Origin of the sequence: Mycobacterium sp. 1165178.9, from assembly GCF_001673555.1 — a bacterium.
Lineage (GTDB): Bacteria > Actinomycetota > Actinomycetes > Mycobacteriales > Mycobacteriaceae > Mycobacterium.
The window spans coordinates 1-18,508 of the sequence record NZ_LZMB01000004.1 but is presented as its reverse complement, the minus strand read 5'-3'; the positions used below and the strand labels follow the sequence as shown (position 1 = coordinate 18,508).

16 protein-coding genes are annotated in these 18,508 nt (G+C 68.8%); 10 read left to right on the top strand and 6 right to left on the bottom strand.

The genetic code is table 11. The features are described 5' to 3' along the window. Nucleotide 1: 1 nt before the first annotated feature. The gene (locus A5652_RS00230; RefSeq protein WP_067345251.1) at nucleotides 2–367 is read left to right on the top strand and encodes a hypothetical protein; all 366 of its coding nucleotides are present in this window, start codon (nucleotides 2–4) and stop codon (nucleotides 365–367) included. Next, a complete protein-coding gene (locus tag A5652_RS00225; RefSeq protein ID WP_067345248.1) occupies nucleotides 364–1,728 on the top strand; it encodes a hypothetical protein in 1,365 nt (454 codons plus the stop codon). The genes A5652_RS00230 and A5652_RS00225 overlap by 4 nt, the downstream gene beginning before the upstream one ends. Here the strand turns inward: A5652_RS00225 and A5652_RS00220 are convergent. Genes A5652_RS00220 through A5652_RS00205 form a run of 4 tightly spaced genes read right to left on the bottom strand, consistent with a single transcriptional unit; the run spans nucleotide 1,725 to nucleotide 5,383 of the window. After that, complete coding sequence (locus tag A5652_RS00220; protein ID WP_067345245.1) at nucleotides 1,725–2,237, bottom strand: 2'-5' RNA ligase family protein; 513 nt, start codon at nucleotides 2,235–2,237, stop codon at nucleotides 1,725–1,727. The two genes, A5652_RS00225 and A5652_RS00220, sit on opposite strands and share 4 nt — an antisense overlap. Beyond that, nucleotides 2,237–2,917 (bottom strand): dethiobiotin synthase, encoded by a 681-nt coding sequence (bioD, locus tag A5652_RS00215; protein ID WP_067345241.1) that lies wholly within the window; start codon nucleotides 2,915–2,917, stop codon nucleotides 2,237–2,239. Before bioD ends, A5652_RS00220 begins: the two co-directional genes overlap by 1 nt. Before the next feature lie 9 nt (nucleotides 2,918–2,926). Continuing rightward, nucleotides 2,927–4,072, bottom strand: coding sequence for an 8-amino-7-oxononanoate synthase (locus A5652_RS00210; protein WP_067345238.1), 1,146 nt, complete (start codon nucleotides 4,070–4,072; stop codon nucleotides 2,927–2,929). Between the two features lie 6 nt (nucleotides 4,073–4,078). Continuing rightward, complete coding sequence (locus tag A5652_RS00205; RefSeq protein ID WP_067345235.1) at nucleotides 4,079–5,383, bottom strand: adenosylmethionine--8-amino-7-oxononanoate transaminase; 1,305 nt, start codon at nucleotides 5,381–5,383, stop codon at nucleotides 4,079–4,081. A gap of 62 nt (nucleotides 5,384–5,445) precedes the next feature. On the opposite strand from A5652_RS00205, the gene A5652_RS00200 reads away from it, so the two are divergent. The 7 genes from A5652_RS00200 to A5652_RS27965 all read left to right on the top strand — a co-directional run bounded on the left by A5652_RS00200 (nucleotide 5,446) and on the right by A5652_RS27965 (nucleotide 15,896). Continuing rightward, nucleotides 5,446–5,922, top strand: a complete 477-nt coding sequence (locus A5652_RS00200; RefSeq protein ID WP_067345233.1) for a hypothetical protein — start codon at nucleotides 5,446–5,448, stop codon at nucleotides 5,920–5,922. Between the two features lie 325 nt (nucleotides 5,923–6,247). Continuing rightward, on the top strand, nucleotides 6,248–7,087 hold the full coding sequence (gene ripD, locus A5652_RS00195; RefSeq protein ID WP_067345231.1) for an NlpC/P60 family peptidoglycan-binding protein RipD: 840 nt from the start codon (nucleotides 6,248–6,250) through the stop codon (nucleotides 7,085–7,087). 145 nt (nucleotides 7,088–7,232) lie between these two features. Beyond that, a complete protein-coding gene (locus A5652_RS00190) occupies nucleotides 7,233–9,398 on the top strand; it encodes an acyltransferase family protein (RefSeq protein WP_067345228.1) in 2,166 nt (721 codons plus the stop codon). Between the two features lie 61 nt (nucleotides 9,399–9,459). After that, nucleotides 9,460–11,661 carry a glycogen debranching protein GlgX gene (gene glgX / locus A5652_RS00185; protein WP_067345225.1) on the top strand — a complete coding sequence of 734 codons (2,202 nt, stop codon included), beginning with the start codon at nucleotides 9,460–9,462 and terminating at the stop codon, nucleotides 11,659–11,661. Between the two features lie 3 nt (nucleotides 11,662–11,664). Beyond that, the gene (treY, locus tag A5652_RS00180) at nucleotides 11,665–13,965 is read left to right on the top strand and encodes a malto-oligosyltrehalose synthase (RefSeq protein WP_067345223.1); all 2,301 of its coding nucleotides are present in this window, start codon (nucleotides 11,665–11,667) and stop codon (nucleotides 13,963–13,965) included. Beyond that, nucleotides 13,958–15,697, top strand: coding sequence for a malto-oligosyltrehalose trehalohydrolase (gene treZ, locus A5652_RS00175; protein ID WP_067345220.1), 1,740 nt, complete (start codon nucleotides 13,958–13,960; stop codon nucleotides 15,695–15,697). The genes treY and treZ overlap by 8 nt, the downstream gene beginning before the upstream one ends. Before the next feature lie 37 nt (nucleotides 15,698–15,734). After that, nucleotides 15,735–15,896: a hypothetical protein gene (locus tag A5652_RS27965; RefSeq protein WP_197513665.1), complete on the top strand. Its 162-nt coding sequence runs from the start codon at nucleotides 15,735–15,737 to the stop codon at nucleotides 15,894–15,896. 7 nt (nucleotides 15,897–15,903) lie between these two features. Here the strand turns inward: A5652_RS27965 and A5652_RS00170 are convergent, their stop codons facing one another. Further along, the gene (locus A5652_RS00170) at nucleotides 15,904–17,232 is read right to left on the bottom strand and encodes an aminotransferase class I/II-fold pyridoxal phosphate-dependent enzyme (protein ID WP_067345217.1); all 1,329 of its coding nucleotides are present in this window, start codon (nucleotides 17,230–17,232) and stop codon (nucleotides 15,904–15,906) included. A 40-nt stretch (nucleotides 17,233–17,272) separates the two neighbouring features. On the opposite strand from A5652_RS00170, the gene A5652_RS00165 reads away from it, so the two are divergent. Further along, the gene (locus A5652_RS00165; protein ID WP_067345215.1) at nucleotides 17,273–17,944 is read left to right on the top strand and encodes a pyridoxamine 5'-phosphate oxidase family protein; all 672 of its coding nucleotides are present in this window, start codon (nucleotides 17,273–17,275) and stop codon (nucleotides 17,942–17,944) included. Nucleotides 17,945–17,958: 14 nt separating this feature from the next. On the opposite strand, the gene A5652_RS00160 is transcribed toward A5652_RS00165, so the two are convergent. Continuing rightward, a partial coding sequence (locus A5652_RS00160) for a phosphatase PAP2 family protein (RefSeq protein WP_156745065.1) occupies nucleotides 17,959–18,508 on the bottom strand: 550 nt, incomplete at its 5' end.

Sequence of the window (18,508 nt, the reverse complement as noted above, 5' to 3'; positions counted from 1 at the left end):
GATGTCACTTCGAGGCACCCTAGTAGCGGCGTGCGCGGCGACGCTGGTCTGCGGCCTGGTCGGCTGCGGCGGCGGCTCCACCAGCAAGTCTCCGGCCGCACCGCTGACTATCGACGTGACCATCGCCAACGGGCAGGTCACTCCGACCAACGCCACGCTGCAGGCCAAGGTGCATCAGCAGATCACCCTGCGCGTCAGCAGCGACGCCACCGACGAGCTGCACGTGCATTCGACGCCCGACCATAAGTTCCAGGTCGCGGCCGCACCCAACCAGACATTCGGCTTCGCCGTCGACGTGCCCGGCAACGTCGCGGTCGAGCTGCACCATCTGGACCGCACCATCGCAACAATCCAAGTGCAGTCGTGAGCCCCGCCGCCGCGGCGGTGGTGCTCGCGCACGGTCTCGGTGGCTCGGGTGACCTCCCGGTGCCCTATGCCTACGCGATGGTCGGGGCGGCCTGGGCCCTGACCTTCACCTTCGCCCTGGTGGCATTCGCGTGGCGGCGGCCGCGGTTCGATCCGCTCAAGCCGGGCCGGCCGTTGCCGACGGCGCTGACGACGTTGGTCGACTCCCGGGTGGCGCGCTGGTCGGCGGCCGCGGTGGCCCTGGTGTTCGCGGCGTGGGCGGTCGCCGCCGGAGTGTGGGGTCCCGAATCGGAGTCCAACGGTCTTTTGGGCGCGTTCTACGTGCTGCTGTGGGTCGGCCTGGTAGCGCTGTCGTTAGCCGTCGGACCGGTGTGGCGGGTGATTTCGCCGATGCGCACGGTGTATCTGTTGCTCCGGCGCATCGTCCCGGAGCGGCTCGGCCGGCCACGGCTGTCCTACCCCGAAAGCTGGGGGTATCGGCCCGCTGCCGTCGGCCTGTTCGCCTTCGTCTGGATGGAGCTGGCCAGCCCCAACTCGGCGTCACTGCCCTGGGTGAGGACGTGGATAGCCTGCTACGGCGTGCTGATGCTGGCCGGCGCGTGGCTGTGCGGGCAGCGCTGGCTGGCCCGCGCCGACCCGTTCGGCGTTTACAGCATGGCGGTCTCCCGGCTGTCGCCGTTTCGGCGCGGCCGGGAGACCGGAAAGATCGTCATCGGCAACCCGCTCGACCACCTGCCGTCGCTACCGGTGCGGCCCGGGGTCGTGGTGCTGCTCGCGGTGCTGCTCGGCTCGACGGCGTTCGACAGTTTCTCGTCATCTCCGACGTGGCGCGGCTTTTCCGACCAGCTCACCCGCGATTTCGGCGCGTCCCCGACCTTGGCGTCGTCGGTGCTGCGCACGATCGGTCTGATCGTCTTCATTTGCGTTGTGGCAGTGACATTTTCACTCGCGGCACGCGCCACCGGCGGGGTCACCGCAGAGCAGCGCCGCGAGTTGCCCGGCGAGATGGCGCATTCGCTGATCCCAATCGTGGTGGGCTACATCTTCGCGCACTACCTGTCCTACCTGGTGGAGCGTGGCCAGCAGGCGCTGTTCGCGCTGGCCGACCCCTTCGGCCACGGGTGGAATCTGCTGGGTCTGGCGCATCTGCACGTGGCCTACGTGTTGTCCATGCACCCTCCGGTGCTGGCCGCGGTCAAGGTGACGTGTGTGGTCACCGGGCACATCGTCGCGGTGATCGCCGCCCACGACAAAGCGCTGCGGCTGCTGCCCGCAGGCCATCAGCTCACCGGGCAGCTGACGATGATGCTGGTGATGGTCGGCTACACATTCACCGGGTTGTATTTGCTCTTCGGGGGCTAACCGCCGATCAAATGCTCGACCTTCTTGTTGCCGTCCCAGCGCCGCAAACCCGCGAAGCTGCCGTCGATTTGGGTGGGCCGGGCCGCCACGCGCAGCGCTCGCCCGAGTTGTGCGCCGCCGACACGGCGCGCCAGGGTGACGTGCGCGGTCCACTGACCGGGCAGGCTGTTGGGCATCGGACCGGGCTTCAGGTGCGGAGCGCACACCCGGTGCACCTGGGCGTGCAGGGCCAACAGCTCGCCGGACGGCACCACGAGCCGCGCGAAAACCGCAGTGGCGCGGCCGAATAACACCGGCGCACCGATGAGGCAGCGCAGTGGCAGCCGCTCGGTCAGCGGGCTCAGCAGCTCGTCGACGTCGGCGGCGATGCCGTCGGCCACGGCCAGCGTCACGTGCGGTCGGCTGGCGGGCGCCTGACTGGGAATTCCCGCCGAGGCCAGCGCTTCCCAGATGTGCCGGATGGCGGACTCGGTGTCGCGGTCGAAGACCAGCTCGATGGAGTGGACCATCAGCCCACCAGCGAGGTGACCCAGTCGCGGTCGAACGCCTGGGCGCACATGGCCGCGAATTCGGCGGCGTCCAGCGACGCCGCACCTTCGGGCAGCACCGCGCGAACCGCCGCCAGCCGGGCCAGCGCGGGCCGGTTCGTCGTCTCCACCGCCCCAGGCCGCCGGGGCCAGCTGCCGATGACCAGGCCTGCGCATGAAAGATTTTGCGCGGCAATTGATTCCAGAGTCAGCGCCGTGTGATTGAGGGTGCCCAGGGAGGGGCTGACCACGACCAACACCGCGGCGCCCAACGCGACAGCGAGATCGCGTGCGGTGACACCGTTTTCACCGAGTTCGACCAGCAGCCCCCCGGCGCCCTCGACCAACGTCAGCCGGCCCGGCCGGTCCAGCTCACCGATGAGCGCCAGCAGTTGCTCACGGGGGGGCAACGGCATTCCGGCCGCCTCGGCGGCGGCCACCGGCGCCAGCGGCTGCGGGTACCGGGCGAACCCGGCCAGCTCGCGCACCCCGGATAGCCGGGCCACCTCGGCGAGGTCGTCGTCGCCGGCGTCGATGCCGGTCTGGACCGGTTTGCACACGGCGACGTCGAGGCCGGCCTGACGGGCGTGACACGCCAGCGCCGCGGTGGCCACCGTCTTGCCGACCCCGGTGTCGGTGCCGGTGACGAGCAGGACCGTCACCGGCGCGCCTCAGCCAAGCTTCCCGAGCACATCGGTCAGGACTCGGCGCGCGACCTCCAGCTCGGCGTCGTCCAGCGACGCGCGGGCGGTCAGCCGCAGCCGCGACGTCCCGGCGGGCACAGTCGGGGGCCGGAAGCAGCCCACCCGCACGCCGGCATCCAGGCAGGCGGCCGCGGCAGCCACCGCCACGTCCGGGTCGCCCAGGATCACCGAGACCACCGCCGATTGCGGGGCCTCGCATACGCCGCAGGCCCGGGCCAGGATGGCGGCGTGGCGCAGCACCGCGGCCGCCCGCCAGGGCTCCGAACGCAGCACCGCCAGCGCGGCCCGCGCGGCGCCCACCGCCGCAGGGGCCAGGCCGGTGTCGAAGATGAACGTCCGCGCCGCGTCGATGAGATGGGCGCGCACCGACGCCGGGCCGAGCACCGCGCCGCCCTGACTGCCCAGCGCCTTCGACAGTGTGGTGGTCATGACCACGTCGGGTGCACCGGCCAGCCCGGCCTCGTGCAGCAGCCCGCGCCCGGCGCCGCGCACCCCCAGACCGTGCGCCTCGTCGACGATGAGCAGGGCGCGGTGGCGACGGCACGCCTCGTGCAGTTCCCGCAGCGGTGCCAGCGCGCCATCGGTGGAGAACACCGACTCGGTGATGACGACCGCGCGCTCCTCGTCGCGCGCCCGCAGCGCCGCCTCCACGGCGCCGACGTCGCGATGCGGCGTCACCGCCACCCGCGCTCGGGACAGCCGACAGGCATCCACCAACGACGCGTGCGAATACTCGTCGGAGACCAGGAGCGAACCCCGGCCCGACAGCCCGACGACGGCGCCCAGGTTGGCCGCGTAGCCGGACGAGAACAGCAGCCCGGATGCGGCGCCGACGTAGTCGGCCAGCTCGGACTCGAACTGCTGGTGCAACTCGGTGTCGCCGGTGACCAGCCGGGACCCGGTCGCCCCGGCCCCCCACATGCGCAGCGCGGCGACCCCTCCGTCGATCACGTCGGGGTGTTGCGAGAGGCCGAGGTAGTCGTTGGAGGCCAGATCCAGCTCGGTGGCGACCGCGGGACGCGGCCGCAGTGAGCGACGCAGCCCGGCCTCGCGGCGCTGCCGTTCCACCGCCTCCAGCCAGGCCAGCGGGGAAACCTCGATTGGTGCCTTCATCGGCGTTCAGCCTACGAGGCGGACGACCTGCACCATCGCCGAGGTGATCTTGGCGATCTCGTCGGGCGTGCAGATGTAGGGCGGCATCGCGTAGACCAGGTTGCGGAACGGGCGCAGCCAGACGCCGCGGTCCAGGGCCGCGGGGGTGGCGACGGCCAGGTCGACGGGGCGCTCACACTCGACGACGCCGATGGCGCCGCACACCCGTACGTCGCTCACGCTGGGCAGCGCCCGGGCCGGCTCGAGTCCGGCGGCCAGGCCGGCGCCGATCTCACCGACCCGCGACCGCCAGTCCTGCCCGAGCAGCACCTCGACGCTGGCCACCGACACCGCGCAGGCCAGCGCGTTCGCCATGAAGGTGGGGCCGTGCATCAGCGCTCCGGCCTCGCCGCCGCTGATGGTGTGGGCGATGTCGGCCGTGCACAGGGTGGCGGCCAGGGTCAGGTATCCCCCGGTCAGTGCCTTGCCGACGCACATGATGTCCGGGCTCACGCCGGCGTGGTCGGCGGCGAACAGCTCGCCGGTGCGCCCGAAGCCGGTGGCGATCTCGTCGAAAATCAGGAGCACGTCGTGCCGTCGGCAGATCTCGCGCAGGTCACGCAGGTATCGCGGGTCGTGGAAGCGCATGCCGCCGGCGCCCTGCACGACGGGCTCGACGACGACCGCGGCCAGCTCGGCGGCGTGCCGGACCAGTTGCTCCTCGAACGCCGCGCTGTAGCCGGCGTCGTAGTGCCGCGGCACCTGCGGGGCGAACACCTGCTTGGCCAGGATGTCGGTCCACAGCGAGTGCATGCCGCCCTCGGGGTCGCAGACGCTCATCGGCGTGAAGGTGTCGCCGTGGTAGCCCCCGCGCCACGTCATCAGCCGATGCTTGCCGGGCCGGTCGCGGCTGCGCCAGTACTGCAGCGCCATCTTGACCGCCACCTCCACCGATACCGAGCCGGAGTCGCTGAAGAACACCGTTTCCAGGCCCGCCGGGGTGATCTCCACCAGCAGCTGGGCCAGGCGCGCCGCGGGTTCGTGGGTCAGCCCGCCGAACATGACGTGGTTCATGGCGCCGAGCTGGGCGGATAAAGCCGCATCCAGTACCGGGTGGCCGTGCCCGTGGATCGCGGTCCACCAGGAGCTCATCGCGTCGAGCGCTTCGACGGGCTTGCCGTCACGCATCAGGGTGAGCCAGGCACCGCGGGCGCCGACCGCCACGACGGGCGCAACGGATTCGGCGCCGATGGTGCTGTAGGGATGCCACAGATGCGCGGCGTCGATCGCGCTGATCTGATCGGGCGTCAACCCGGCCTTCGCCGCGGGCATAGTGATCGAGGGTAAAGCAGCCGATTCGCGCAAAACTCCGACGTCGGGAAGCATGGGACATCATGGCCACGCCGCAGCAGCCCGACAGCGCAGCGCAGGGAGCCGAAGCCGGGCCCGCGCCGGGGCCGGGCTGGTCCCGGGACACCCACTACCCGCTGTTGGAGTACGACGACGAAGCGCCGCGGGTGCTTCGCGTGCGCGTGGCGCCCTGGGACATCATCTGCACCGTCGTATTGCTGGTCCTGCTCGCGGTGCTGGCCACGGCGACCACCTGGCCGACGCGGCTTTTCGGCTTCCTGGCGAATGTCTGCGAGGACGAGACCTGCGGGCCGGTTCCCTATGGACTCGACCTGTACATCCACCCGGTGGTGTGGGGCGGCATCGGTGCGGCCATGACCGCGGCGGTCATCGGGCCGGTCGTATCCCTGCTGAAGGGCTGGTACATGTCTTTCTGGCCGGTGCTGTCGCTGGCGCTGGTGATGGTCAGCTCGATAGCCGGATCGCTGCTGACGATGTTCAGCGAACGCTACTGGCTCTGATCGCCGCGCCGCCGGCCTCCGGCGGACGCGCGGATCTGTAGCGCTGAGACCGAAATCACAACTGCGCATACGGGATTGGGCGCGCCAGTCACCGTCCGGTCACGGTACGACAAAAAATCCAGCGTGGACCTGGCGGCCAACACCATCTGTTGTCAAAGTGGCTTGTGTGACTGATGTGAACTAGCGGCTCGGCCGTTGATTCACTTCGCAAGTGCCATGGACCGCGTCCGGCCCCAGCGTGGGGGCCTCGGTTGGTCCATGACCCGGGGGCGGACGCGCGAAGTCACCGCGCCGAGGCCATTGAGCGCCTGGAGAGGCCAGAAACATGAAACGCATCTACGCCTTCGCGATCGGCTTGGCCCTGCTCGGGGCGCCGATGGTGGTTCCCGCCATCGCGACCGCCGACCCGGGCGCCAGGTCGATGGACTACCAGCAGGCCACCGACGTGGTGGTCGCCCGCGGTCTGTCGCAGCGCGGTGTGCCGTTCTCCTGGGCCGGTGGCGGCATCAACGGCCCCAGCCGTGGCACCGGCACCGGCATCAATACGGTCGGTTTCGACGCTTCGGGGCTGATGCAGTACGCCTACGCCGGCGCCGGCATCAAGCTGCCGCGGTCGTCGGGCGCGATCTACCGGGTCGGCCAGAAGATCGTGCCGCAGCAGGCCCGCAAGGGTGACCTGATCTTCTATGGCCCCGAGGGCACCCAGAGCGTCGCGATGTACCTGGGCAACAACCAGATGCTCGAGGTCGGCGACGTCGTGCAGGTCTCGCCGGTGCGCGCCAACGGCATGACGCCCTACATGGTCCGGGTGCTCGGTGCCTCCGCGCCGGTGCAGCAGGCGCCGCTGCAGCAAGCGCCACAACAGCTGCCCGCCCAGCAGACACCGCAGCAGCTGCCCGCCCAGCAGGCACCCGTGCAGCAGTCGCCGTACCAGCAAGCGCCACAGCAGCTGCCCACCCAGCAGGCGCCCCTCCAGCAGGCACCCGCCCAACAGGCACCGCTGCAGCAATCGCCGTATCAGCAGGCCCCGCAGCAGCTGCCCACCCAGCAGGCACCCGCGCAACAGGCCCCGCAGCAGCAATCGCCGTTCCAGCAGCCTCCCGTGCAGCAGCTGCCGACCCAGCAGTCGCCGTTGCAGCCGACCGGCGCCGGCATCGGCAGGTAATTTCCCTAGTCCATCTCCGACCGTCCGACGCCCGCCACTTGCTCCCCGCCGCCCGGCGCGGAAGCTCAGCGACCCACCTGAGCAGCCGCCGCGCCGCGAGCTGCCGGGAGCCCGTGGCGGGTTTTCGGTAAATTGACTGTCGATCATGCAGACCCCGCCACCGTCTCTTGCGCCGGACGCCATCGCCGATCCGCGGGCCACGGGGGTGCACAAAGCGGGGTCCGAGAGGTTTTATCGCTACGACCTTGACGGCCTGCGGGGCATCGCTATAGCGCTGGTCGCCGTCTTCCATATCTGGTTCGGTCGGGTCTCCGGCGGCGTGGACGTGTTTCTCGCGCTGTCCGGATTCTTTTTCGGCGGCAAGGTCATTCGCGCCGCACTGAACCCGACTGTGACTCTGTCGCCGGTGTCCGAGGTGATCCGGCTGACCCGACGCCTTGTCCCCGCCCTCGTCGTGGTGCTGGCCGGTTGCGCGGTCTTGACCATCCTGGTTCAACCCGAGACCCGCTGGGAGACATTCGCCGATCAAAGCCTCGCCAGCCTCGGCTACTACCAGAACTGGGAGCTGGCCAACACCGCGTCCGACTACCTACGGGCGGGCGAAGCCGTCAGCCCCTTGCAGCACATTTGGTCGATGTCGGTGCAGGGTCAGTTCTACGTCAGCTTCCTGGTTCTGATCGCCGGCCTGACCTATCTGTTCCGGCGCCGTCTGGGCGCCCGGTTGCGCGCCGTGTTCGTGGGGGTGCTGACCGCGTTGACGGTGGCCTCGTTCGTCTACGCGATCATCGCGCATCAGCACGACCAGGCGGCCGCCTACTACAACAGCTTCGCGCGGGGTTGGGAGCTGCTGCTGGGCGCGCTGGTTGGCGCGCTGGTCACCCGCGTCCGCTGGCCTATGTGGTTGCGGACGGTGTTGGCCACGGTCGCGCTGGGCGCGGTGCTGTCCTGCGGGGCGTTGATCGACGGCGTGCACGAGTTCCCCGGGCCGTGGGCCCTGGTGCCGGTCGGCGCCGCCATGCTGATGATCCTGGTCGGAGCCAACCTGCCGGGCGGTCGCGGTGGCCGGCTGCCGCTGCCCAATCGCCTGCTGGCGACGCGTCCGTTGGTGGAGTTGGGCGCCATGGCGTATGCGCTGTACCTCTGGCACTGGCCGCTGCTGATCTTCTGGCTGTCCTACAGCGGCCATAAGCACGCCGGCTTCGTCGAAGGCGCGGTGCTGCTGCTCGTGTCCGGTGTGCTGGCGTATCTGACCAACCGGCTCGTCGAGGACCCGTTGCGCTACCGCGCATCCTCGCGGCCGGCTGCGGCGGTGCCGACCATTCCGTGGCTGACGCGCCTGGCCCGGCCGACGATGGCGCTGGGATCGGCCATCGTGTTGCTGGGAGTGACGCTGACCGCGACGTCGTTCACCTGGCGCCAGCACGTCACGGTCTTGCGATCGGCCGGAAAGGAGCTCAGCGTCCTCAACCCGCAGGACTATCCGGGCGCTCGTGCCCTCACCGAACACCTGCGCGTGCCCGCGTTGCCCATGCGGCCCACGGTCTTAGAGGTCAAACAAGACCTGCCCGTTTCGACCCGGGACGGCTGCATCAGCGACTTCGTCAACCCCGCAGTGGTCACCTGCACCTACGGCGATGTCGCCGCCGACCGAACCATCGCACTGGCGGGTGGGTCGCATGCCGAGCACTGGCTGCCCGCGTTGGACATCCTGGGCAAGCAGCACCGCTTCAAGGTCGTGACGTACCTCAAGATGGGCTGCCCGCTGTCGACCGAGCAGGTCCCACTGATCATGGGCAACAACTCCCCCTACCCCCAGTGCCGGGAGTGGGTGCAACGAACGATGACCAAGCTGGTCACCGACCGGCCCGATTACGTTTTCACCACCACCACCCGGCCGTGGAACATCAAGACCGGCGATGTGATGCCCGCCACCTATATCGGGATCTGGCAAACGTTGTCCGACAACAACATTCCCATCCTCGGCATGCGAGACACGCCCTGGCTGGTCAAAAACGGTCAACCGTTCGACCCGGCGGACTGCCTGGCCAAACGGGGCGGCACCGCGCAGTCATGCGCGATCAAACGGTCCGACATGCTCTCCGACCACAACCAGACACTCGATTTCGTCGAGCAGTTCCCGCAGCTCAAGGTGCTCGATATGTCGGATGCGATCTGCCGCGCCGACGTGTGCCGCCCGGTCGAGGGGAACATCTTGATCTATCACGGCGCCCACCACCTGTCCCCCACCTACGTGCGGACCATGGCACCCGAATTGGGCCGCCAGATAGCCGAGGCCACCGGCTGGTGGTGACCCGCCTTACTCCTGGCCTCCAACCCGCGTGAGCGCAGCCGGGCGCGGATAAGGTCGATGGGTGTCAACCAACAGTCCCGCTTCAGAAGCAGGCGGTAACCACCAACCCAAACTCGCCAGGGTGTGGCCGGGCGAGCCGTATCCGCTCGGCGCCTCCTACGACGGCGCGGGAACCAACTTCTCGTTGTTCTCCGAAATCGCCGAGAAGGTGGAGTTGTGCCTGATCGACCATCAGGGCAGCGAGTCGCGGATTCCCTTGGAAGAGGTGGACGGATTCGTCTGGCACGCCTATCTGCCGAACATCACCCCCGGCCAGCAATACGGCTTCCGCGTCTATGGTCCGTTCGATCCGGCCGCCGGTCACCGCTGTGACCCCAGCAAGCTGCTGCTTGACCCTTACGGCAAGGCTTTTCACGGCGACTTCACGTTCGGCCAGGCGCTGTTCTCCTACGACATGAAGGCCGTTGACCCGGACGGACCCAACGCCGATGGAGCCGACCCGGGCGTTCCCCCCATGGTCGACTCGCTGGGCCACACCATGACCAGCGTGGTGAGCAACCCGTTCTTCGACTGGGGATCCGACCGCGCACCGCTGACCCCCTATCACGAGACAGTCATCTACGAAGCCCATGTCAAGGGGATGACGCAGACCCACCCCAGCGTCCCCGAGGAGCTTCGGGGCACCTATGCCGGGCTGGCCCACCCGGCCATCATCGACCACCTCAAGTCGCTGCGGGTCACGGCCATCGAGCTCATGCCCGTGCACCAGTTCATGCACGACTCGCGGCTGCTGGACCTGGGGCTGCGAAATTACTGGGGCTACAACACTTTCGGGTATTTCGCTCCGCACAACCAGTACGCGGCCAACCGCACGTCCAGCGTCGCAGAGTTCAAGTCCATGGTGCGCAGCTTCCACGAAGCCGGCATCGAGGTGATCCTCGACGTGGTCTACAACCACACCGCCGAGGGCAACCACCTGGGACCGACCATCAACTTCCGTGGCATCGACAACGCCGCGTACTACCGGCTGGTCGACACCGACCTGCGGCTGTACAAGGACTACACCGGCACCGGCAACAGTCTGAATCCGCGCCACCCGCACGTGCTGCAGCTGATCATGGACTCGCTGCGCTATTGGGTGACCGAGATGCATGTGGACGGTTTCCGCTTCGACCTGGCCGCCACGCTGGCCCGCGAACTGCACGACGTCGACCGGTTGAGCGCGTTCTTCGATCTGGTGCAGCAGGATCCGATCGTCAGCCAGGTCAAATTGATCGCCGAGCCGTGGGACGTCGGCGAGGGTGGCTACCAAGTCGGAAATTTCCCGGGTTTGTGGACCGAGTGGAACGGGAAGTATCGCGATACTGTGCGCGATTACTGGCGGGGCGAGCCCGCAACCCTGGGCGAGTTCGCTTCCCGGCTGACCGGGTCGTCGGACCTGTACGAGGCGACCGGTCGGCGCCCGAGCGCCAGCATCAACTTCGTCACCGCACACGACGGGTTCACCCTGGCCGACCTGGTGTCCTACAACGAGAAACACAACATGGCCAACGGGGAGGAGAACCGGGACGGGGAGAGCCACAACCGGTCGTGGAACTGTGGCGTGGAGGGCCCCACCGACGACCCCGACATCATCGAGCTGCGCTGCCGCCAGATGCGCAACTTCTGGGCGACCCTGATGCTCAGCCAGGGCACGCCGATGATCGCCCACGGTGACGAGTTTGGCCGCACCCAGAACGGTAACAACAACGTGTACTGCCAGGACTCCGAATTGTCTTGGATGGACTGGTCTTTGGTGGACAAGAATGCCGACCTGCTGGAGTTCGCACGCCGGGTGACCACGCTGCGTAAGCGGCATCCGGTGTTCCGCCGGCGCCGGTTCTTCGAGGGCGAACCGATCCGCAGCGGCGACGAGGTGCGCGACATCGCGTGGCTGAATCCAAGTAGCCGCGAGATGACGCATGAGGACTGGGGTGAAAGCATTCACAAATGTGTCGCGGTGTTCCTCAACGGCGAGGCCATCACCGCACCCAACGCCCGCGGTGAACAGGTCATCGACGACTCATTCCTGTTGTGTTTCAACGCCGGTGAAGATCCGGTGGACTTCGTGACGCCGAACAGCGACTATGCGAAAGAGTGGACCGTGGAACTGGACACCAACGAACCGGCGGGACGCAAAGGAGGAGCCGATCAGGTGGTGACCGCAGAGGAGAAGGTGTCGCTGCCCTCGCGTTCACTGCTGGTATTGCGTAAGACGCAGTGACGCATGGCTTTACCCGTCATCTCCACTTACCGTTTGCAACTGCGTGGTGAATCCAGTGGGTTCGCGTTCACCTTCGCCGACGCGGAAGGTCTGCTCGACTACCTGAACGACCTCGGGGTGTCGCACCTGTACCTGTCTCCGATCATGACCGCGACCGCGGGATCGAGCCATGGCTACGACGTCACCGACCCGACGACGGTGTCTCCCGAGCTCGGGGGTCGTGACGGCCTGGCGCGGTTGTCGGCGGCGGCCCGGTCGCGCGGCATGGGCCTGATCGTCGACATCGTGCCCAACCACGTGGGCATCGACCAGCCGCGGCAGAACCCGTGGTGGTGGGACGTCCTGCGCAACGGCCGTTCTTCGCCCTATGCAACGTTTTTCGACATCGACTGGGACCTGGACGACGACGGCCGCATCGTGCTGCCGGTGCTGGGTTCCGACGACGACGCCGCCGATCTCACGGTCGACGGGGACGTGTTGCGCCTGGGCGATCTGGCGTTTCCGATCGCGCCAGGTACCGCGGGGGAAAGCGGTCCCGAGGTACACGACCGTCAGCACTACCGGCTGGTGGGATGGCGCAACGGCGTATGCGGCTACCGCCGCTTCTTCTCGATCACCTCGCTGGCCGGGTTGCGTCAGGAGGACCGCGCTGTCTTCGACGCCACCCACGCCGAGGTCGGCCGGTGGTTCGCGGAAGGGCTGGTTGACGGCATCCGCATCGACCACCCCGACGGCCTGTCCGACCCGTGTGGGTATCTGGCATGGCTGCGCGAACTGACCGGCCCGGAAGCCTGGATTGTGATCGAGAAGATCCTGGCCGTCGACGAGGCGCTCGAGCCCACCCTGCCCGTCGGCGGCACCACCGGTTATGACGTGCTGCGCGAAGTCGGCGGCGTCCTGGTGGATCCCAGCGGCGCCCCCACCTTGACCGAGCTGGTGGAATCCGCCGGCGTGGACTACGCGGCGATGCCGGACATGCTGGTGGACCTCAAGATCCATTCGGCCACCGACACGCTGGCCAGTGAGCTGCGTCGCCTGCGCCGCAGCATCGTGGCGGCCGCAGGCGCCGACCACCCGCTGCTGCCCGATGCGGTGGCCGCGCTGCTCACCCATATCGGGGTCTACCGCTGCGATTACCCCGGTCTGGCCGCACTGCTGCCCACCGCGCTGGCCGAAACCGAGGCGACCGCACCGCAGTTGGGCCCCGCGCTGCAGGTGCTGGCCGCGGCGCTGGCCCGCGGCGGGGAGCCGGCCACCCGGCTGCAGCAGCTGTGTGGCGCCGTCACCGCCAAGGCCGTCGAGGACTGCTTGTTCTACCGCGACGCCCGGTTGGTGTCGCTGAACGAGGTGGGCGGCGAGCCGCACCGGTTCGGTGTCGGCGCGGCCGAATTCCATCACAGCGCCGCCACCCGGGCCCGGCTGTGGCCGCAGACCATGACGGCGCTGACCACCCACGACACCAAACGCGGCGAGGACGTGCGCGCACGCATTTCGGTGCTGTCACAGGTTCCCTCGCTGTGGACGGAGTTCCTTGCCCGCTGGGAGATCGACGCGCCCTCCCCCGATCCCGCGACCGGACAGTTCCTGTGGCAGAACATCTTCGGCGTATGGCCAGCCAACGGGGAGGTCACCGACGCGCTGCGCGAGCGGTTGCACGGCTACACCGAAAAGGCCATCCGGGAAGCGGCCTGGCATACCTCGTGGAACGAGCCGGACGCCGACTTCGAGGGCGCGGTGCACCAATGGCTGGACACCGTGCTCGACGGCCCGGTGGCCGGCCAGCTGACCGAGCTTGTCGCCCAACTCAATCCGCACGCCGCCAGCGACGCGCTGGCCCAGAAGCTGCTCGCGCTGACCGTACCCGGAATTCCGGACGTGTATCAGGGCACCGAGCTATGGGACGACAGCCTGGTCGACCCGGACAATCGCCGTGCCGTCGACTATGCCGCCCGCCGCGCCGCCCTGCGGGCCCTGGAGCATCCAAAGATCCGCGTCGTCACCACCGCACTTCGCGTGCGCCGTCACCATCAGGACACCTTCCTGCACGGCGACTACCTGCCGCTACTCGCCAACGGCGACGCCGGCGATCACGTGCTGGCCTTCCGCCGCGGCGAGGACATCGTGGTGGCGGTGACCCGCTGGACGGTCCGGCTGGCCGAAATCGGCTGGGGCAATACGGTTTTGCCGCTGCCGGACGGAACCTGGAAGGACGCCCTCACCGGGGCGATAGCCGACGGTCCGACGTCGGCCGCCCAATTGTTCGCCGACCTGCCGGTGGTCCTGCTGGAGCGCCATCATGACTGAATTCCGGGTCTGGGCGCCCAAACCCGCGCAGGTTCGGCTCGACGTCGAGGGCCAGGTGCACGCCATGACGCGCTCGGCCGGCGGTTGGTGGCATGCAACCGTGGACACCGCGCCGGACGCCCGCTATGGCTACCTGCTCGACGACGACCCCACCGTGTTGCCGGACCCGCGCTCACCCCGCCAGCCCGAGGGAGTGCATGCCCGCTCGCAATTGTGGGATCCCGCCGCCGCGACGTGGACCGACGGCGGGTGGGCCGGGCGTGCGGTCGAGGGCGCGGTGATCTACGAGCTGCATTTGGGCACGTTCACCGAGGCCGGAACCTTCGACGCCGCCATCGAGAAGCTGGACTATCTGGTCGACCTCGGCGTCGACTTCGTCGAACTGATGCCGGTGAATTCTTTTGCCGGTACCCATGGTTGGGGCTACGACGGTGTGCTGTGGTACAGCGTGCACGAGCCCTACGGCGGCCCCGACGGGTTGGTGCGCTTCGTCGACGTCTGCCACGCCAAGGGTTTGGGGGTGCTGATCGACGCGGTCTTCAACCACCTCGGACCGTCGGGGAACTACCTACCGCGATACGGGCCCTACCTGTCGTCGGCGAGCAACCCGTGGGGCGAGGGCATCAACATCGCCGACGCCGATTCCGACGAGGTGCGCCGCTACATCATCGGATGCGCGCTGCGCTGGATGCGTGATTTCCACGCCGACGGCTTGCGGCTGGACGCCGTCCACGCGCTGGTGGACACCACCGCGATCCACATCCTCGAGGAGCTCGCCACCGAAACAGACTGGCTGGCACAGCAATTGAGGCGCCCGCTGTCGCTGATCGCCGAGAGCGACCTGAACGACCCGCGGCTGATCACCCCGCGCGACCGTGGCGGCTACGGTCTGACCGGGCAATGGGCCGACGACATTCATCACGCCATTCACACCGCTGTTTCCGGTGAGCGTCAGGGCTACTATGGCGACTTCGGCAGTCTGGCCACCCTGGCGCAGACGCTTCGCCACGGCTTCTACCACGCCGCCACCTATTCGTCGTTCCGGCATCGCCGCCATGGGCGGCCGCTGGACACCAGCGAGGACACCGGCATCCCGGCCACCCGGCTCATCGCCTACACCTGCACGCATGACCAGGTCGGCAATCGCGCCCTGGGCGATCGTCCGTCGCAGAACCTGACCGGCGGACAGCTGGCCGTCAAAGCCGCACTCGTGCTCGGATCCCCGTATACCGCCATGCTTTTCATGGGTGAGGAATACGCGGCCTCGACCCCGTTCCAGTTCTTCAGCTCGCACCCCGAACCGGAGCTGGCCCGGGCCACAGCCGAAGGACGCAAGGCCGAGTTCGCCGAACACGGCTGGGACGCCGACGAGATCCCCGATCCGCAAGACCCCCAGACATTCGCGCGCTGCAAACTGGACTGGAACGAGGTCGGCGCCGGCGAGCACGCCCGGCTGCACCGCCTGTATCGGGACCTGATCGCGTTGCGGCGCAACCACCCCGACATGGCCGATCCGTGGCTGGACCACCTCACGGTCGACTACAACGAGGACGAGCGATGGATCATCGTCTACCGCGGCCGGTTGCGCATCGTGTGCAACCTCGGCGGCGAGCCGGTGAGGGTCCCGGTCAGCGGTGACGTGGTGCTGGCCTGGGACGAGCCGACCGTCGATGCCGACGGCACTGTGCTAGAAGGCCATTCGTTGGCCATCCTGTCGGCTGTGGATAACTGACTGGCGGCTCCGCGGGCTCACCCCGGATGATGCCGCCATGAGCCAATTCGGTCAACGACGAATCTGCCGGAACCAGCCGAGCCATCGCGCGGACACCGTATCGGACCGGCGTACCGTGCGCCACGACATCGTGCCCAATGCCGGCGTCGAACTGTTATGGAGCGAACCCGCGCCCCCTGCCACCGACGAGGACGCCTGAGCTGGGCCTACACGATCATCCGGCCGTCGGGACGCGCCGCCCGTGCGACCGCGTCGGCGAGCGGGTCGATCTCGTCGAGAGTCAGCTCGGAGATCGTGATGCGGATGCCCGCGGGCGTGTTCATCCGGAACCGGCTGCCCGGTGCGGCCGCCCAGCCCGCGCCGAGCAACCGGGAAACCGCGACCGCCTCATCGGGAACCGGCACCCACACATTGAGTCCGGAGCGTCCGTGCGCCGGCAGGCCGCGTTCGGCCAAGGCGTCGCATAGCCGTTGACGTCTGGCGGCGTAGTGATGTTCGGCCGTCGCGACAAGCGCCACCGACGCCCGGTCGGACCACAAGTCGACGGCGAGGCGCTGGAGGAAATGGCTGACCCAGCCCGGCCCGAGCCGCAATCGGCCATGCACCCGCTCGACGGTGCGCTGGTCGCCGGCGAGGACGGCAACTCGCAGATCGGGGCCGTAAGCCTTGGAGGCCGAGCGCACGAACGCCCAATGCGCGGTGCAGCCGGCCAGGGCGCGCAGCGATACCCCGGAAATGCCCGCGCAGTGATCGTCTTCGACCAGAAGCAGATCGTCGGCCCGCCGCGTCAGCAGATTGCGCAACGATTCGGCGCGATCCGCCGAAAGCGCTGCGCCCGTGGGGTTTTGCGCGCGGTTGGTGAGCACCAGAGCACGCACCCCGCTTCCCAGCGCCCGGGCCAGGTCGTCGGGCAGTGGGCCGTCGTCGTCGACCCGCACCGGCTCGGCCGAGAGTCCCAGCGCCGCAAGGAGATCGAGCAGGTTCGCCCAGCCTGGATCCTCGACGGCGACGCGATCGCCGGGGCGCAGATGCGCGATGAGCGCGCGTTCGATGCCGTCCAGCGCGCCGCTGGTCACGGCCAGGCGATCGGCGGGGATCCCGTCCGCGGTCAGCGCGCGGCGGGCGAATTCCTCCAGCTCGGCCGAGAGGGCGTGCTGGCCGTAAAGAGCCGGCTGGCCGGCACCCGAACCGGCCAGCGAGGCGCGGGCGATGGGCAGCAGGCCCGGGTTCGGGTTGCCGGTCGATACGTCGCGCACGCCTGCGGGCACGTCCAGGCCGAGCAGCGAGCGCGGCGTGGTCGCCGGGCGGTGGCGCACGCGGGTGCCACGCCGGCCGGCGGTCTCGACGGCCCCGCGATGACGCAGCAGGCGGTAGGCCGCGGCGGCGGTGTTGGCGTTCACGCCGAGCTGGCCGGCGAGCTCACGGACCGGCGGGAGCGCGTCGCCTGGCGCCAGGGCACCGGTCGAGATCGCCGCCTCGATGCTGGCGGCTATGGACTCCGCACCCCTTCCGGCTATGCTGTTTTGTACTGGCACGCAACTTATTATGTACTAGGACAAAACTGAGGGCAAACTCGTGGAGACCGAATATCAGCCGACGGCACGCACCACCCCGACCCGCTACCGCGAGCGCGCTCGCTACGACCGCCCCGCCATTCACGCCATCCTCGACGAGGCGCTGATCTGCCATCTGGGTTACTCGACCGCCGGTCGGCCGGTGGTCTTGCCCACGACGCACGCCCGCTGCGACGAAACCCTCTACCTGCACGGTTCGACGGGCAGCGGCCCGTTGCTGGCGGCCAAGGCGGCCAGCGCATCAGGGGCGGGCCTGCCGGTCTGCGTCACCGTCACCCTGGTCGACGGTCTGGTGCTGGCCCGGTCCGCGATGCACCATTCGGTCAACTTCCGCTCTGTGGTCGTGCTGGGTGATGCGCGCGTCGTCGACGATCCGGCGGAGAAGTCGCAGGCGCTGCGCTGCCTGCTTGACCACATCGCGCCGGGGCGCGCCGAGGACTGCAGGGCCCCCGATGCCCGCGAGCTCGCCGCGACCGGGGTGCTCGCGCTCGACCTCGTCGAGGTGTCGGCGAAGGTGCGTAGCGGTCCGCCGGCCGACGATCCGGAGGACATCCCGCTGCCTCATTGGGCGGGCGTGGTGCCGCTGAGCCTGACGGCCGGAACGCCAGTGGTGGCCCACGACCTCCAGCCCGGCATTCCTGTGCCTCCGTACCTTCGGCAGCACCGCCTCTGATCCGCCGGGGGTGCTCACGCGTCCGGCCGTCGCGGGCCCGCGCGCGTGGTGCTGTCCCACCAGAATCCGGCGAGCATTACGACGCCGGCCCAAGCGATGCCCAGCATCCAGCCGGCGAGCACATCGCTCACGTAATGGACGCCCAGATAAACGCGCGAGAACCCGATCAGGAACACCGAACCGATCGCCACGGTCCAGACCACCACGCGTGCGGTCCACCACGGGATCAACCAGCGGGTCAGCATCCACGCGGTGATGACCGTGATCGCGGCGGTGCCGGTTGCGTGCCCGGAGGGAAACGAATACCCGTCCGCGTCGACCAGGGCGAACGGCACGGGCGGGCGTTCTCGACCAACCAAGGCTTTGGCGGTGAAGAGCACCAGTGGAATCCCGCCGCCACAAACGAGGACAAGCACCACGGGCCGCCACGACCTGCACCGCCAGGCGGCGGCAACCGCAATCGGCAACGCAAATGCCGCCAGCAAGAGTGGACCGCCCGCATGGGTGACCACCCGCAGGGTGTTCGTCAGCCATAGATCACGGTGGGCCGCAAGCCACGAAGTT

What these genes read in the sequence shown, in the direction of transcription:
- A5652_RS00230 (WP_067345251.1), top strand. Translation starts at nt 2, where the DNA reads ATGTCACTTCGAGGCACCCTAGTAGCGGCGTGCGCGGCGACGCTGGTC.
- A5652_RS00220 (WP_067345245.1), bottom strand. Translation starts at nt 2,237, where the DNA reads ATGGTCCACTCCATCGAGCTGGTCTTCGACCGCGACACCGAGTCCGCC.
- A5652_RS00210 (WP_067345238.1), bottom strand. Translation starts at nt 4,072, where the DNA reads ATGAAGGCACCAATCGAGGTTTCCCCGCTGGCCTGGCTGGAGGCGGTG.
- A5652_RS00205 (WP_067345235.1), bottom strand. Translation starts at nt 5,383, where the DNA reads ATGCCCGCGGCGAAGGCCGGGTTGACGCCCGATCAGATCAGCGCGATC.
- A5652_RS00200 (WP_067345233.1), top strand. Translation starts at nt 5,446, where the DNA reads ATGGCCACGCCGCAGCAGCCCGACAGCGCAGCGCAGGGAGCCGAAGCC.
- ripD (WP_067345231.1), top strand. Translation starts at nt 6,248, where the DNA reads ATGAAACGCATCTACGCCTTCGCGATCGGCTTGGCCCTGCTCGGGGCG.
- A5652_RS00190 (WP_067345228.1), top strand. Translation starts at nt 7,233, where the DNA reads ATGCAGACCCCGCCACCGTCTCTTGCGCCGGACGCCATCGCCGATCCG.
- treY (WP_067345223.1), top strand. Translation starts at nt 11,665, where the DNA reads ATGGCTTTACCCGTCATCTCCACTTACCGTTTGCAACTGCGTGGTGAA.
- treZ (WP_067345220.1), top strand. Translation starts at nt 13,958, where the DNA reads ATGACTGAATTCCGGGTCTGGGCGCCCAAACCCGCGCAGGTTCGGCTC.
- A5652_RS27965 (WP_197513665.1), top strand. Translation starts at nt 15,735, where the DNA reads ATGAGCCAATTCGGTCAACGACGAATCTGCCGGAACCAGCCGAGCCAT.